The organism is Microbispora sp. NPDC046933, from assembly GCF_040644635.1.
GTDB lineage: Bacteria > Actinomycetota > Actinomycetes > Streptosporangiales > Streptosporangiaceae > Microbispora.
Map to the genome: position 1 here is coordinate 293,723 of NZ_JBEYWW010000006.1, position 14,284 is coordinate 308,006.

At 73.3% G+C, this 14,284-nt stretch carries 14 protein-coding genes; 9 read left to right on the plus strand and 5 right to left on the minus strand.

Annotated features, from left to right (window positions below; all coding sequences use genetic code 11):
- Position 1: 1 nt before the first annotated feature.
- Positions 2 to 445 carry a VOC family protein gene (locus tag ABZ857_RS11115; protein ID WP_357041004.1) on the minus strand — a complete coding sequence of 148 codons (444 nt, stop codon included), beginning with the start codon at positions 443 to 445 and terminating at the stop codon, positions 2 to 4.
- 21 nt (positions 446 to 466) lie between these two features.
- Here ABZ857_RS11115 and ABZ857_RS11120 point away from each other — a divergent pair, with 21 nt between their 5' ends.
- The 3 genes from ABZ857_RS11120 (at position 467) to ABZ857_RS11130 (ending at position 2,822) form a co-directional block, all read left to right on the plus strand.
- Positions 467 to 1,039, plus strand: coding sequence for an ABATE domain-containing protein (locus ABZ857_RS11120; protein ID WP_357041006.1), 573 nt, complete (start codon positions 467 to 469; stop codon positions 1,037 to 1,039).
- Between the two features lie 128 nt (positions 1,040 to 1,167).
- Entirely contained in the window at positions 1,168 to 2,142 is a 975-nt protein-coding gene (locus tag ABZ857_RS11125) for a DJ-1/PfpI family protein (protein ID WP_357041009.1), read from the plus strand.
- A 77-nt stretch (positions 2,143 to 2,219) separates the two neighbouring features.
- The gene (locus ABZ857_RS11130; RefSeq protein WP_357041012.1) at positions 2,220 to 2,822 is read left to right on the plus strand and encodes an isochorismatase family protein; all 603 of its coding nucleotides are present in this window, start codon (positions 2,220 to 2,222) and stop codon (positions 2,820 to 2,822) included.
- A 71-nt stretch (positions 2,823 to 2,893) separates the two neighbouring features.
- On the opposite strand, the gene ABZ857_RS11135 is transcribed toward ABZ857_RS11130, so the two are convergent.
- Complete coding sequence (locus ABZ857_RS11135) at positions 2,894 to 4,642, minus strand: 2-isopropylmalate synthase (protein ID WP_357041015.1); 1,749 nt, start codon at positions 4,640 to 4,642, stop codon at positions 2,894 to 2,896.
- 176 nt (positions 4,643 to 4,818) lie between these two features.
- On the opposite strand from ABZ857_RS11135, the gene ABZ857_RS11140 reads away from it, so the two are divergent.
- Positions 4,819 to 5,511 carry an FCD domain-containing protein gene (locus ABZ857_RS11140; RefSeq protein WP_357041018.1) on the plus strand — a complete coding sequence of 231 codons (693 nt, stop codon included), beginning with the start codon at positions 4,819 to 4,821 and terminating at the stop codon, positions 5,509 to 5,511.
- Here ABZ857_RS11140 and ABZ857_RS11145 read toward each other — a convergent pair.
- On the minus strand, positions 5,508 to 6,323 hold the full coding sequence (locus ABZ857_RS11145; RefSeq protein ID WP_357041020.1) for an SGNH/GDSL hydrolase family protein: 816 nt from the start codon (positions 6,321 to 6,323) through the stop codon (positions 5,508 to 5,510). The genes ABZ857_RS11140 and ABZ857_RS11145 overlap by 4 nt on opposite strands.
- A gap of 171 nt (positions 6,324 to 6,494) precedes the next feature.
- On the opposite strand from ABZ857_RS11145, the gene ABZ857_RS11150 reads away from it, so the two are divergent.
- Positions 6,495 to 7,718 carry an isochorismate synthase gene (locus tag ABZ857_RS11150; RefSeq protein ID WP_357041023.1) on the plus strand — a complete coding sequence of 408 codons (1,224 nt, stop codon included), beginning with the start codon at positions 6,495 to 6,497 and terminating at the stop codon, positions 7,716 to 7,718.
- A gap of 16 nt (positions 7,719 to 7,734) precedes the next feature.
- Here ABZ857_RS11150 and ABZ857_RS11155 read toward each other — a convergent pair whose 3' ends face one another.
- Positions 7,735 to 8,367, minus strand: a complete 633-nt coding sequence (locus tag ABZ857_RS11155) for a YigZ family protein (protein ID WP_357041026.1) — start codon at positions 8,365 to 8,367, stop codon at positions 7,735 to 7,737.
- A gap of 143 nt (positions 8,368 to 8,510) precedes the next feature.
- Here ABZ857_RS11155 and ABZ857_RS11160 point away from each other — a divergent pair, with 143 nt between their 5' ends.
- The 4 genes from ABZ857_RS11160 to menC are packed head-to-tail and all read left to right on the plus strand — an operon-like array spanning position 8,511 to position 12,620.
- Entirely contained in the window at positions 8,511 to 9,560 is a 1,050-nt protein-coding gene (locus tag ABZ857_RS11160; RefSeq protein ID WP_357041029.1) for a membrane dipeptidase, read from the plus strand.
- Positions 9,557 to 10,669 carry a M20 family metallopeptidase gene (locus tag ABZ857_RS11165; protein ID WP_357041032.1) on the plus strand — a complete coding sequence of 371 codons (1,113 nt, stop codon included), beginning with the start codon at positions 9,557 to 9,559 and terminating at the stop codon, positions 10,667 to 10,669. Before ABZ857_RS11160 ends, ABZ857_RS11165 begins: the two co-directional genes overlap by 4 nt.
- Positions 10,666 to 11,493, plus strand: a complete 828-nt coding sequence (locus tag ABZ857_RS11170; RefSeq protein ID WP_357041035.1) for a GNAT family N-acetyltransferase — start codon at positions 10,666 to 10,668, stop codon at positions 11,491 to 11,493. Before ABZ857_RS11165 ends, ABZ857_RS11170 begins: the two co-directional genes overlap by 4 nt.
- Before the next feature lie 26 nt (positions 11,494 to 11,519).
- Positions 11,520 to 12,620, plus strand: a complete 1,101-nt coding sequence (menC, locus tag ABZ857_RS11175; RefSeq protein WP_357041108.1) for an o-succinylbenzoate synthase — start codon at positions 11,520 to 11,522, stop codon at positions 12,618 to 12,620.
- Between the two features lie 227 nt (positions 12,621 to 12,847).
- Here the strand turns inward: menC and ABZ857_RS11180 are convergent.
- Positions 12,848 to 14,284 (minus strand): HNH endonuclease signature motif containing protein (locus ABZ857_RS11180; protein ID WP_357041038.1); only part of this gene is annotated, 1,437 nt, incomplete at its 5' end.

Consider the following 14,284-nt stretch of genomic DNA (forward strand, 5'->3'; position numbering starts at 1 on the left):
CTCACTGCACGTCGAACTCGTTGCCCTCGGGGTCGGCCATGGTCACGTGGTGACCACCGGGCTCCTGGACCGTACGCAGCACGGTCGCGCCGAGCGCCTTGAGCCGGTCCACCTCGGCATCCCTGCGCTCGGGGCCCGCGTGCAGGTCGATGTGCAGGCGGTTCTTGCCGGCCTTCGGCTCGGGGACCGCGTGGAAGAGGATCCGGCGGCCGAGGCCGGTGCCACTGTGCGGATCGACCGGGTCGTCCGGGTGCCGTACGGCACGCAGATCCCGGAAGGCCATGCGGTCGGGGGTCACCGCCTCCTCCCCCACGACGCCGGCGGCCAGGAGCCTGCCGACGATCGCGCTGTTGTCCTCCACCTCGTAGCCCAGGGCCTCCGCCCAGAACGCGGCCTGCGCGTGCGGGTCGGCGCAGTCGATGACGAGCTTCCATTCGAGAGTCATGTAACCCTTTATAGTGGTTACATGAGCCTGACGCTACATCCACGCGACGGGGTCTCCTTCCGCTTCGATCCGGGCGCCCTCTGCCTGGAGTTCCTGGTCAGCGGCGGCGTGGGGGTCTACGCCCGCTACGAGACGCTGCACGAGCCGGCCGACCTGGCCCGGTGGGCCGCCGTGTCCCGGCTCGGCCTTGAGCGGGTGGACACCACGGCCGGCGACCTGGCCCGCGCGAAAGCCCTGCGCACCGCCCTGTGGGGGCTGGCCGGCGACCGCGTCCACGGGCGCACGCCGAGGCAGGCGGACCTCGACGCGGTCAACCTGGCAGCGTCGGCGCCGCCGTTGACGCCCGTGATGACGGCGGACGGGCTGAGGTCCTGGGCCGCCCCGGCGACCGGTGGCCAGGTGGTCGCGACCGTCGCGAGGGACGCGATCGAGCTGTTCACCGGCCCGTACGCGGACCGCGTGCGGGAGTGCGCGGGGGACAACTGCGCCCTCATCTTCGTCGACACCTCACGCCCCGGCAGCAGGCGCTGGTGCTCGATGGAGCGGTGCGGCAACCGTCACAAGGTCCGCGCGCACCGCTCCCGTGAAGGCTAGCTTCCGTGGTTCGTCTCCTGCCGTTCCACAGCGGCAGGTGATCGCGCTGACGGACCCCCGCCCGGATGTCCGCATGTGACAGAACCCCGTCATGGCGGCCACGAGGGCGGAATGGCGACAATAGGTGCATGCCCACCCCGCACCGTGTCGTCATCGCCGTGTTCCCCGACGTCGACCTCCTCGACGTCACCGGGCCCGCGGAGGTGTTCGCGGTCGCCAACCGGGAGATGTCCGACCGGCCGCCCTACCAGGTGCTGCTGGCCGGCCCGGACGGCGGTCAGGTGCGCACCGCCGCCGGCGTCCGGCTCGCCACCGACCTGACCTTCGCCCAGGTCGGCGACCAGGTGGACACCCTCGTGGTGCCCGGAGCGGTGGACCGCGAGGGGGCGCCGGTGATCGACCCGCACCTGGTCGGCTGGATCGGCGAGACCTCCCGGCACGCCCGCCGGGTGGCCTCGGTGTGCGTCGGCGCGCACCTGCTGGCCGCCGCGGGCCTCCTGTCCGGCCGGACGGCGACCACGCACTGGGCCACCGCCGACCGGCTGGCGGCCGACCACCCCGACGTCGTCGTGGACCCGGACCCGATCTACGTCCGCTCGGGGAAGGTGTGGACGGGCGCGGGGATCAGCGCGTGCATGGATCTCGCGCTGGCCCTGGTCGCCGAGGACCACGGCGAGCGGCTGGCGCTGGCGGTGGCCCGGCAGCTGGTGATGTACCTCAAGCGGCAGGGCGGGCAGAGCCAGTTCAGCGTCCCGCTGTGGAGGGCCCCGGCCGAGCGCCGCGACCTCGACGAACTGCGGGCGTGGATCACCGAGAACCTGACCGCCGACCTGTCCGCCGCCGCGCTCGCCGAGCGGATGTGCCTGAGTGAACGCCATTTCACCCGGGTCTTCCGGAAGGAGACCGGCGAAACCCCGGCCGCGTACGTCGAGGCGGCGCGGACGGAGGCGGCGCGGCGGCTGCTGGAGAGCACCGACGACCCGCTGGAGCGGGTCGCCGCCGCGGCCGGCCTGGGCTCGGTGGAGACCCTGCACCGCGTGTTCAGGCGGCGGCTGGCCACCACCCCGGCGGCCTACCGGCGGCGCTTCCGCACCGCCGCCTGATCTTTCCCCCTTGTGCCCCGGCCCGGCAGGGCCGGCGCCTCGTCCTGCCCTTTTCCCTCTGTGCAAGGAGACCAGTGATGACCGTTTCGACGACCCTGCGTGACGTGATCGGCCTGGACGGCGCGCTGCCGGCGCTCTCGGCGAGCACCCTGATCATGATCGATTTCCAGAACACCTATCGCACCGGCGTCATGGCGCTGCCGGACGCCGACCGCGCCCTGGACGCCGCCGCCCGCCTCCTGGACCGCGCCCGCGCCGCCGGCGCCCCGGTGGTGCACGTGGTCAACGACGGCGGCGAAGGCAGCCCGTACGACGTCCGGGCCGAGATCGGGCAGATCGACGCGCGCGTGGCGCCCCGGGACGGCGAGCCGGTCGTGGTGAAGAACTTCCCCAACTCCTTCCACGGCACCGACCTGCAGGAGGTGCTGCGCGGCCTGGACGCCGGGCCGGACCTGGTGCTTGCGGGCTTCATGACCCACATGTGCGTCCAGTTCACCGCCCAGGGCGCGTTCAACCTCGGCTACCGGCCCACCGTCGTGGCCGAGGCGTGCGCGACCCGGCCGCTCGCGGGCCCGGACGGCGCGCCGATCCCGGCGCAGGCCCTGCACGCCGCCGCCCTGACCACGATCGGCGACCTGTTCGGCCCGGTCGCCGCCCGGGTGGCCGACCTGCCCGCCTGATCCCTGATGCTGTCTCCGGTGGGGGGTTCGTCCTGGTCGATCGACCACCTGCCGGAGACCTCGTTCGTTGTCTAGCCGGCCAGGGCGCGGTTGACGGCGGCGAGCACCGCCCGGGCGGAGGCCGTCACGGCGTCGGCGTCCTCGCCCGCCCCCCAGGCAGAGGTGTCGCCGACGTGGCACCGGGCGTAGGCGACGGCGCCGCCCTCCACCGGATGCCCGCCCTGCCAGAGCACCTCCACCGCGATCCCTGACGCCGCCAGCGCGGCGGTGAGGGCCGCCGCCGGCTCGGCGCCGCTCCCCCCGCTTTCGCGCTCCTCCCGCCGGACCAGGCAGTGGAAGCCGTCGCCGGCAGCCGTCCACGACGACAGCGTGACCGGCCCGTCCGCCGCCATGTACGCCGCGCGGAACAACTGGAGCAGTTCCTTCGGCGTGGCCTCCCGCCCGCTGCGGTCCGTCGCGTCCTGGACGATCCGGGAGAACTCGGCGCGCAGCGCCTTCGGCAGGTCGAGCCCGTGGTGCGCCTGGAGGAGGTGGGCGATGCCGCCCTTGCCCGACTGGCTGTTGACGCGGATGACCGCCTCGTACGTGCGGCCGACGTCGGCCGGGTCGATCGGCAGGTACGGCACCGACCACGGCGCCTCCCCCACCGGCACGCCCCGCTCGGCCGCCGCGCGCTCGTGGTGGGCGAGGCCCTTGCTGATCGCGTCCTGGTGGGTCCCGGAGAAGGCCGTGTAGACCAGGTCTCCTCCGTACGGGTGGCGTACGTGGACCGGCAGGCGGTTGCACTCCTCGACGGTCCGCCGGATGACGTCGATGTCGGAGAAGTCGACCATCGGGTCGACGCCCTGCGCGTACAGGTTGAGCGCGAGGGTGACGAGGTCGACGTTCCCGGTGCGCTCGCCGTTGCCGAACAGGCAGCCCTCGACGCGCTGCGCCCCGGCCAGTACGGCGAGCTCCGCGCAGGCCACCCCCGTGCCCCTGTCGTTGTGCGGGTGGACCGAGAGGATGACCGCGTCACGCCGTTCGAGGTGGCGGTGCATGTACTCGATCTGGTCGGCGTAGAGGTTCGGCGTGGCGATCTCGACGGTGGCGGGCAGGTTGTGGATCACCGGTCGGTCGGGCGAGGCGTCCCACAACCGGGTGAGGCCGTTGCAGACCTCCAGGACGAAGTCGGGTTCGGTGCAGTTGAACACCTCCGGGGAGAACTCGAACCGCACGGCCGTCCCCGGCGTCGCGTCGGCGAGCCGCGCGATGTGACCGGCGGCCTCCCGGATGAGCGCGTGCAGGCCGGCCCGGTCCTGCCCGAGGACGACATCGCGCCAGACCGGCGCGGTCGCGGTGTAGAGGTGCACCACCGCGCGCGGCATGCCCTGGATGGAGGCGAAGGTCTGCTCGATGAGGTCGCGGCGGGCCGCCGTGAACACCACAGGGGTCACGTCGTCCGGCACGGCGCCGCTTTCGGCGAGGTGGCGGACGAAGTCGAAGTCGGTCCGGCTCGACGACGGGTAGCCGACCTCGATCTCCTTGAACCCCATCGCGACGAGGAGGTCGAACATGCGGCGCTTGCGCGGCGTGTCCATCGGCTCGGCCAGCGCCTGGTTGCCGTCGCGCAGGTCGACGGGCACCCACAGCGGGGCACGCTCGATCCTGCGCCCCGGCCAGGCACGCGGCAACTCGGGGATCTCGACCCGCTCGTGCGCGGGCCTGTAGCGGTGGTACGGCATCGCGCTGCCCCGCTGGGGATTCCAGGCGGGAGCGTCGGCGGGCACCGGGCCGTCCGGGGTGCGAAGCGTGGGGAAGGGAGTGGGGACGGTTGTCACGACGGTGATCCTTCGGTCGGAGGGCGACCGGCGGCACGGCACCCCGCGGCGGGGTGCCGGTCATCGGATCAGGCCCCGCCGCGGCGGCCGAGAAGCAGGCCGAAGGACTCGTGCGGCGTCATGGCGGTTAGACTAGCCATCGACAACTCCTCAGACAACCTGAGAGGTGAATCGCGATGGCGCTCGGCGCGCTCCACCGCAGTCCCCTCGTCGACCAGGCCGTCGAGAGCCTGCGCGAGCAGATCACGGAGGGCCGCTGGCCTGTCGGCACCCGGCTGCCCGGCGAGACCACCCTGGCCACGACCCTGGGCGTGGGCCGTTCCACCGTCCGCGAGGCCCTGCGCGCGCTGGCCGGAGCCGGGCTGGTCCAGGCACGGCAGGGCGCCGGGGTCTTCGTCATCGCCACCAGGCCCGCCGAGGACTGGGCGGCCCGCCTGCGCCGCGCCGCCGTGGCCGACGTCTACGAGGTGCGCATGCTGGTCGAGGTCCAGGCCGCCCGGCTGGCGGCGGGGCGCCGTACGCCGGACGACGTGACGGCGCTGCACGCGGCGCTGGAGGCCCGGCGGGCCGCCGCGCGGGAGAGCGACGCCGCCTTCGTCGACGCCGACATCGCCCTGCACGCGGCCGTCGTCGCCGCCGCGCACAACCCGGTGCTGACCGACCTGTTCGCCGAGTTCGTCCCCCGGCTGCGGGAGGGTCTGGTCGCCCTGGTGGACCTGCTCGACCTGCGGGCGGGCGACCCGAACCCGGGAGACGACTCCCACGCGGCGTTCGTCGGCGCCGTCGAACGCGGTGACGCCGACGGCGCGGGCCGCGTGCTGCAGGAGGAACTGGAGCAGACCCTCGACCGCCTCCGCCGCGCCGGCTAGGGCTCGACGTCGGAGAAGAAGCCCGGGTCGAAGGTGATCTTCGCGAGCGCCTTCTGCCCGTCGGCGTTGGGATGGAAGTAGTCCCACGCGCTCACCTGCTTGAGGGTGAAGGGATAGGAGAAGACCGCTCCCCCGTCGTAGCGGCAGGCCGGGCCGTACCTCTCGCACGCCTGCCGGAGCTGCTCGTTGTAGTCCATCACCCGGTCGCGCACCCGGTCGCGCCTGGCCTCGTCCTTCTTCGCGGTGGACTTCGGGTTGGCCAGCATCGACTGGCAGATGTGGCCGATCGCCCAGAACGTGCGCGCCCAGCCGTTGTCTTTGCCCACCCGCCACAGGCGCTTGACGTCCGGAATGCTCGCCACGAAGACGCGCGCGCCGGTGGGCCGCAGCAGGTCGAAAGCCTCGTCGATGTTGCGCCGGAACGTTCCCACGGGGGTCATCTCCTTCTCGGAACCCACGCAGGCGTCCTGCGCGCCGATCAGGACGGTGACGTAGCCGGCCCCGGCCTGGACGGCCTGCCGTGCCTGCCCGGACAGGTCGGCGCTGGTCGACCCCGGGACGGCGAAGTTCAGGTTGTGCCCCTTGATCGCGCTCCCCAGGGCGAGCAGGCGCAGATAGTGGCTGTTCACCGACGGGAAGTCGCCCGCGGACCACGAGCGGGACGTGCAGGCGACGTACCAGCCGCAGGCGTTGAACCCCGCGCTGATCGAGTCGCCCAGCGCCGCCATCACGGCGGGCGTCGTACGGGCGTGGGCGCCGGTCGGCACGAGCAGGACGGTCGCGGCCAGGACCGGCGTGATCTTCTTGATCATGGGCACCTCCGGGAGATCAAAGGTAGGGATCGCGTGGAGGTGCGCTCTATCGCCACCAGGGAAGGCGAGCCTTCCATGACCAAGTTCCTATCGCGGCTTGACAGAGGGGTCCCGCCATCGCATGGGGGGCCTCTTGTCGAACATGTTCAGATCCTGCGTAGAGTGAGTCGGGTGACTGTCGCTCTTATCCGGCCCCTCGTGGTTCGCACGGTCGCGGTGAGCGACCCTGACGATCTGCTGGCGCGTCTGCCCGGCACCGCGCCGTACGCCTGGATCAGACAGGGTGAAGGACTCGTGGGCTGGGGGGAGGCGGCACGGGCCGCGGTGCCGCCCGGCCCCGGCCGGTTCGACTGGGCGCGCGGCTGGCTCTCCTCGCTGTTCGCCGGGGCGCTCATCGAGGACGAGGTCGGCGTGCCGGGCTCGGGACCGGTCGCCTTCGGCTCCTTCACCTTCGACGGCGACGCCCAGGGGAGCGTGCTGATCGTCCCCCGCGTGGTGCTCGCCCGCCGGGACGGCCGCGCCTGGCTCACCACGATCGGCGACAACGCCTTCGACCTCGTCACCCCGCCGACGGAGCCCGGCCGCATCCGGTACGGCGACGGCTCGCTGACCGCGCCCCAGTGGGAGCACCGGGTGGCGCGAGCCGTGGAGCGGATCAAAGACGGCATGCTGGACAAGGTCGTGCTCGCCCGCGATCTGACGGCCGTCGCCGAGCGGGACATCGACCCCCGCGTGCTGCTGACACGATTGGCCGCGCGCTACCCCGAGTGCTACACGTTCTCGGTGGACGGGCTGGTCGGCGCGACGCCGGAACTGCTGGTCCGGCACGTCGGCCAGGAGGTGGAGTCGCTGGTCCTCGCCGGCACGACGCCGCGCGGCGCCTACCCCGCCGAGGACGCCGCCCGCGGCGCGGCACTGTACGCCTCCCCGAAGGACCGCCACGAGCACGCCTGCGCGGTCGCCTCGGTTCGCGAGGCCCTCGCTCCCCTCTGCTCGGCGCTCGACGTGCCGGACCGCCCCGAGTTGCTGGTGCTGCCGAACGTCCAGCACCTGGCCAGCCGGGTCACCGGGCGGCTGTCCGACGGCGCGTCGGTGCTCGACGTGGTGGCCGCCATGCACCCCACGGCGGCCGTCGGCGGGACGCCCACCGGCGCCGCGCTCGGCGTCATCCGCGAGCTGGAGGGCATGGACCGCGCGGGCTACTCCGGGCCGGTCGGCTGGATCGACTCGCGCGGCGACGGCGAGTGGGGCATCGCGCTGCGCTGCGCGTACGTCTCGGGCAGGCGCGCCCGGCTGTTCGCCGGCTGCGGCATCATGGCCGGGTCGGACCCCGCCGCCGAGCTCGCCGAGGCGCAGGCCAAGCTCCGCGTGATGCAGTACGCCCTGGAGGGGTGACGGGCGTCTCCCCGTGTCAGCGGGCGAGGTGAACGGTGCCGCCGAGCGCGGTCTCGGCCCGCCCGGCGGTGGCCGCCGCGATCCATTCCTCGAAGACGGGCAGCCGGTCCTCGGCCACGGCCACCTCGAAGGCGACCCGCGCGCCGTAGTCGACGCTGTAGTCGACACCGCGTAGCACGTACGGCGAGGCACGCAGGTCGCTTTCCAGCCTTCCGGCCAGCGCGTGGCCGACCGACACGGTCACGACCGCCGCGGGGACCATCTCGACCACCTCCGCCCGGTCGAGCGTCTCGCCCACCGCACCGCCGTACGCCCGGGCGAGCCCGCCCGCGCCCAGCAGCACCCCGCCGAAGTAGCGGGTGACGACGGCGACAACGTCGGCGAAGCCGCGCCGGGTGAGCATCTCCAGCATCGGCGTGCCGGCCGTGCCGCCCGGCTCCCCGTCGTCGTCCGCCCTGCGCACGCCTTCGCCGACGACGTACGCCGAGCAGTTGTGGGTCGCGTCGGCGTAGAGCCGCCTGCGCTCGGCCACGAACTCCCGCGCGGCCTCCTCCGTGGCCGCCGGAGCGAGCGCGCAGATGAAGCGCGAACGGCGGATCTCGATTTCGTGCTCGACGATGTCGCTGATCGTCCGGTACGGCGCTGCCACGAGGTCAGCCTATTGTCAGCTTGTTCAGCGGCCCGCCTTTACATAGTAAGGTGAGGCCGTTGGACGGATGGACGAAGGTCCAGCCGTTCTTTGGTGAGACCGGACGAATTGCCCCACTCCCTCCCTGCCGTACCGTCAGCGGCGTGCCAGTCGAACTTCACCCCGGCCTCCATCACCGCGCGGTCGTCGCGGACACGCACAACGACCTGCTGATGGCGGTCGCCGAACGTCCGCCGGCCCGGTGGGCGGGGTTCTTCCGCGAACGGTGGCTGCCCCAGTTGCGGGGCGGCGGAGTGGATCTCCAGGTGCTGCCGGTCTTCGTGGACGACCGCTACCGGCCGGAGGGCGCGCTGCGCCAGACCCTGCGCATGATCGAGTGCGCGCACACGCTGGCCGAGGGCAACGCGGACGCCGTACGGCTGTGCCTGGACGGCGCGCAGGTCGACCGGGCGCTCGACGACGGCCTGATCGCCCTGGTCCTGGCGCTGGAGAGCATGCCCGGCCTGGACTCCTCGGTCGAACTGCTGCCCACCCTGCACCGGCTCGGCGTACGGGTCGGCTCGATCGCCCACTGGGGGCGCACGCCGCTGGCGGACGGCAGCGGCGAGGACGCCACCGGCGGCAGGCTCACCCACGCGGGGGTAGCGGCCGTACGGGAGATGGAGCGACTCGGCATGATCTTCGACATCTCCCACCTGGGCGCGCGCGGGGTCGAGCACGTGCTGGAACTGGCCACCCGCCCGGTGATGGCGACCCACTCCTCCGCCCGCGCCCTGCGCGACCACCACCGCAACCTCACCGACGACCAGATTCGCGGCGTCGCCGCCACCGGCGGGGTCGTCTGCGTCAACTTCTTCCCCGTCTTCCTGGCGGAGGACCCCGCCGACCACACGCTGGACCGGCTGGTGGACCACATCGAGCACGTCGCGGGAGTCGCCGGGATCGACCACGTGGGACTGGGGCCCGACTTCGTCCGCGAGGTGCTGCACGACGTCACTCCCCCGTGCTGTGAGGACTTCGGCTTCGACGGGATCGACCCCGGCGCCGCCCTGCCCGGCCTGGACGGGCCACGCGGGCTGCCCCTGGTCACCGAGGCCCTGCTGCGGCGGGGCCTGTCCGACGACGAGATCGTGAAGATCCTCGGCGGCAACGTCCGGCGACTGTTCCGCGCCGAACTGGGCAGGCCGCTGTGACCGCCGCGGATATCGCCGCGATGCTCGCGGACCTGGAGGAGCTGGCCTGCTGCGAGTCGTTCTCCGCCGACCACGAGGCGGTGGCCCGCAGCGCCGCCGTGGTCGCCGGCCAGGGACGCCGCCTGCTCGGCGTGCCTCCCGAGACGATCGTGATCGACGGGGTGACGCACCTGCGGTGGAGCTTCGGCGAGCCGCGCGTGCTGCTGCTCGGTCACCACGACACGGTCTGGCCGATCGGCTCCCTGCGCACGCGGCCGTGGTCGGTCAGCGGCGGGATCGCGCGGGGGCCCGGGGTGTTCGACATGAAGGCCGGGCTGGTGCAGATGTTCCACGCCCTGGCCGCGCTCCCCTCCCCGGACGGCGTGTGCGTGCTGGTCACCGGTGACGAGGAGGTCGGGTCGCCGTCCTCCCGCGCCCTGGTCGAGGAGTCGGCGCGTGGCTGCGCCGCCGCCTTCGTGCTGGAGGCGAGCGCCGAGGGCGGCGCGCTGAAGACCGCGCGCAAGGGCATCTCGGCGTACGAGATCGTGGTGCGCGGCCGGGCCGCCCACGCGGGCCTCGACCCCGGCAAGGGGGCCAACGCCGGAGTCGAGCTCGCCCACCAGATCCTCGCCGTCGCCGCGATCGCGGCCGCGGACGGCCCGGACGGGCCCCTGGACGGGGCCACGGTCACGCCGACGCTGCTGTCCGGCGGCACCACCATGAACACCGTGCCCGCGCTGGCCCGGCTGGCCGTGGACGTCCGTGTGCCGACCGTCGCGGCCCAGCTCCACGTGGACGCGCTGATGCGGGCGCTGTCGCCCCGGACGCCCGGAACCCGCCTGGAGGTTCTCGGCGGCCCGAACCGCCCACCGCTCGAACCGGCCGCGTCGGCCGGCCTGTTCGCGCTCGCCCAGCGGATCGCCGCGGGCCTCGGGCTCGCTCCCCTGTCGGGCGCCGCCGTCGGGGGCGCATCGGACGGCAACCTCACCGCCGGCGCCGGCTGCCCCACCCTCGACGGGCTCGGCGCGGTCGGCGGCGGCGCGCACGCCGACGACGAGCACGTGGTCGTGGCCGAGATGCCGGGCCGCGCCGCGCTGCTGACCGGCCTGGTCGAGGCGGTGCGCGGATGAGCGGTCTCGGTGACCTGCGTCTGCGTGAACTCCACACCATCGAGGAGTTCGAGGACGTCTGCCGCCTGTTCGGCGGCATCTGGCGGCCGGATCCGGGAGCCGCGCCGGTCACGGTGGAGATGCTGCGGGCGCTCTCGCACGCCGGGAACTACGTCGCGGGGGCCTACCGGCACGACCGGCTGGTCGGCGCGTCGGTCGGGTTCGTCGCGGCCCCGCCGCGGCGGGCGCTGCACTCCCACATCACCGGGACTCTCGCCGGGCGGGGCGTCGGCTTCGCGCTGAAGCTGCACCAGCGGGAGTGGGCGCTCGACCGCGGCCTGGAGACCATCACCTGGACGTACGACCCGCTGGTCCGCCGCAACGCCCACTTCAACCTCGCCAAGCTCGGCGCCTGGCCCGAGGAGTACCTGCCGGCGTTCTACGGCACCATGGGCGACGCGATCAACGCGGGGGACGAGAGCGACCGGGTGCTCGCCGTCTGGCGCCTGACCTCGCCGCACGTGCTCGCCGCCGTACGGCGTGAACCGTCCCCGGTGGAGATCCCGCCGGACGCGGTCACGGGGCTGGGCGACGACGGCGGCCGGCCCGTGCGAGGCCGCACCGACGCCGCGACGGTGCTGGTCGCCGTGCCCGGGGACATCGAGACCCTGCGAGTGACGGATCCGGCCGCGGCCCGGTCCTGGCGGCTGGCCCTGCGTGAGGTGCTCGGCGACCTGCTACGCGACGGGGCTCGGGTCACCGGATTCCACGACAGGTCCTGCTATGTCGTCCGCCGGGACGCCCGCGACGAAGGGAGAGGCGGCGACGGCCGCGCAACGCTATGAAGACCAGCGAGATGAAGACCAGCGGCATGAAGATCACCGGGATCGAGTTGCGGCGGATCGCGATGCCGCTGGTCGCGCCCTTCCGCACGTCCTTCGGCACCGAGACACGGCGTGACGTGCTGCTGCTGCGCGTCGTCACGCCCGACGCCGAGGGCTGGGGCGAGTGCGTGGCGATGTCCCAGCCCCTTTACTCCTCGGAGTACGCCGAAGGCGCGGCCGACGTGCTGCGCCGATTCCTGATCCCCGCCCTGCCCTCGCGTCCCGGCCCGTACGCCGTCAACGAGGCGCTGCACCCGATCAAGGGGCACCGCATGGCCAAGGCGGCGCTGGAGACCGCCGTGCTGGACGCCCACCTGCGCGGAACCGGGCAGTCGCTCGCCGCCTTCCTCGGCGCCACAAAGGGCAGGGTGCCGGCCGGGGTCTCGGTCGGCATCATGAACTCCGTCCCCGAACTACTCGACGCCGTCGCCGGCTACCTGGACGAGGGGTACGTCCGCGTCAAGCTCAAGATCCAGCCCGGCTGGGATCTGGAGCCCGTACGCGCCGTGCGCGAACGCTTCGGGCCCGAGCTGCCGCTGCAAGTCGACGCGAACGCCGCCTACACCCTCACCGACGCCCCGCACCTGGCGCGGCTGGACGAGTTCGGCCTGCTGCTCATCGAGCAGCCGCTGGCCGACGACGACATGGTCCAGCACGCCCGGCTGGCCGCCTCGATCAACACCCCTGTGTGCCTGGACGAGTCGATCGAGTCCGCCGCACACGCGGCGGCGGCCATCTCCCTCGGCGCCTGCTCGGTCGTCAACATCAAGCCCGGACGGGTCGGCGGCTACCTCGAAGCCCGGCGCATCCACGACCTGTGCCGCGCCCACGGCGTCGCGGTCTGGTGCGGCGGCATGCTGGAGACCGGCATCGGCCGCGCCGCCAACGTCGCACTGGCCGCGTTGCCCGGCTTCACCCTGCCCGGCGACACCTCCGGCTCCCGCCGCTACTACAGCACCGACATCACACCGCCCTTCGAGCTTGAGGACGGGCATCTGACGGTGCCCACGGGCCCGGGCATCGGGGTCGACCCGATCCCGTCGCTGCTGGACGAGGTCACCGTCGCCACCGAGTGGATTCCGCTCTGACGTTCGTCCACGGTATGGTCGCAGGCCGCGACGCAGCCGACGCGAGTCCGCCGCCCGGCTCCTGCGGGCTCGGCGGAACCGAGGCGGCGGCCCGCGGCCGGGCTCGCGCCGGCCCTCTGCGGTGGCCCTCTGTGGTGGCGCGGCCCTGCGCGTTTCCGGACGTTTCATGGCTGTCGCGTTCATGGATGTCGCGTTGATCGCTGTTGCGTTCATGGCTGTCGCGGCTGTCATTCCCGCAGCCTCCGGGCTCCTGGGGGTCGGTGGTAGGTGAAGGCCCAGCGGTCGGTGCCTTCCTTGCGGCGGGTGTAGCGGTCGGGGTGGCGGTAGCGGTCGCGGTTGTGGAACTGGCAGGCCGGGCCGAGCAGTTTCAGGTCGGTCAGGCCGCCGCTGCTCCAGTTGTCGGCGTGGTCGATCTGGCACATCGTGGCGGGCAGCGGGCAGCCGTCGATCCAGCAGGTGGCGTAGCGGGCGAAGATCGCCCGTCGTTGGGCCGGGGTGGCCAGGCGGACCTTGCGGCCCATGTCCAGCACCTGCCCGTCGGCGTCCATGACCAGGCGCACCAGGGCGCTGGTGCGGGCAAGGCGGTGCACGCCGGAGACCGGCAGCACCTGCCCGGTCGCCAGCAACAACCCCGGCGCCGTCCCCAGCAGCGCCCCCGGCAGCGCCCCCGCCAGCCCCAGGAGCGCCTCCCGTGCCGTCCCCGCTGCCGTCCCCGCTACCGATCCCGGTGACGCTCCCTGTGCCGTCCCCAGTGGCGATTTCGGTGGCCATCCCCGTGACACTCCCTGTGGCGTCCCTGGTGGCGTCCGTGGCGGCGACTGTCCACAGCGCACGTCGCCGTGGTTCCCAGGCGTGTCCTGCGCATGCCGGCAGTCCCCCGCAGGCCGGTGCCCGGCGTGGGTGTGACGCACAGCGGCGTCCTCGGGAGGAGGATCCGGCTGCACTGCATGCGGAAGCGCTGCCTGCGGACGCGCGCCATCGCCGCCGGAAAACTCGTCGGCCGTCTGGGCAGGACACCCAGGGCCGGCGCCTTCCGCCTCACCAGCGACGCTGTCCTCCACCTCGGCAAAGGCGCCGTCGTCCCCCATCGCGGGGGCCCGGTTCTGCCCCTCGGCACGGGCGCAGTCCTCGCCCTTGACGCGTGCGAGGTCGCCGCCCTCGACCGAGGCGGTGCTCACGGCGTCGCGCGGCCCGTGCCCACCGGCCCGCTGCTGACCGGCCCCGCAGCCGCCGGCCTCCTCACCGCACAGGCCGGTGGCAGCAAGGCCGGCACTCTCGGCAGCGGCGTCCACAGCCGCACCGGCCCCGGCCTCTGCACCGGCATCGCCCGGGTCGTCGGCGCTTCCCGTGTCGCGGGGGTCGCAGTCGCCAGTGTCGCGCGGGTCGTGAGGGGCGCTGGTGTCGGTGTCGCTGGTGTCGTCGGTGTGGGTGCTGTCGGTGGGGGTGGCGTCCTCGGGGTCGGCGGGGAGGGATTCGGCGTTGACCAGGACCAGAAGCTCGGTGGCGATTTTCTGCTCCAGCAGCGCGATCAGCGCGTCGGCCTGGCGGACCTGCAACGAACGGTCATCGCCCTCGGCCTTGGGTTTGGCGTAGGCGTCCAACAGGGCACGCAGCCGGGCGGCCGCCTCGCGGGGCAGGTAGAACTCCCCCTCCAGCCCGCCCCC

Coding starts and splice junctions, on each gene's coding strand:
- ABZ857_RS11170 (WP_357041035.1), top strand. CDS start 10,666: ATGAGCGGTCTCGGTGACCTGCGTCTGCGTGAACTCCACACCATCGAG.
- ABZ857_RS11115 (WP_357041004.1), bottom strand. CDS start 445: ATGACTCTCGAATGGAAGCTCGTCATCGACTGCGCCGACCCGCACGCG.
- ABZ857_RS11130 (WP_357041012.1), top strand. CDS start 2,220: ATGACCGTTTCGACGACCCTGCGTGACGTGATCGGCCTGGACGGCGCG.
- ABZ857_RS11145 (WP_357041020.1), bottom strand. CDS start 6,323: ATGATCAAGAAGATCACGCCGGTCCTGGCCGCGACCGTCCTGCTCGTG.
- ABZ857_RS11120 (WP_357041006.1), top strand. CDS start 467: ATGAGCCTGACGCTACATCCACGCGACGGGGTCTCCTTCCGCTTCGAT.
- ABZ857_RS11140 (WP_357041018.1), top strand. CDS start 4,819: ATGGCGCTCGGCGCGCTCCACCGCAGTCCCCTCGTCGACCAGGCCGTC.
- ABZ857_RS11125 (WP_357041009.1), top strand. CDS start 1,168: ATGCCCACCCCGCACCGTGTCGTCATCGCCGTGTTCCCCGACGTCGAC.
- menC (WP_357041108.1), top strand. CDS start 11,520: ATGAAGATCACCGGGATCGAGTTGCGGCGGATCGCGATGCCGCTGGTC.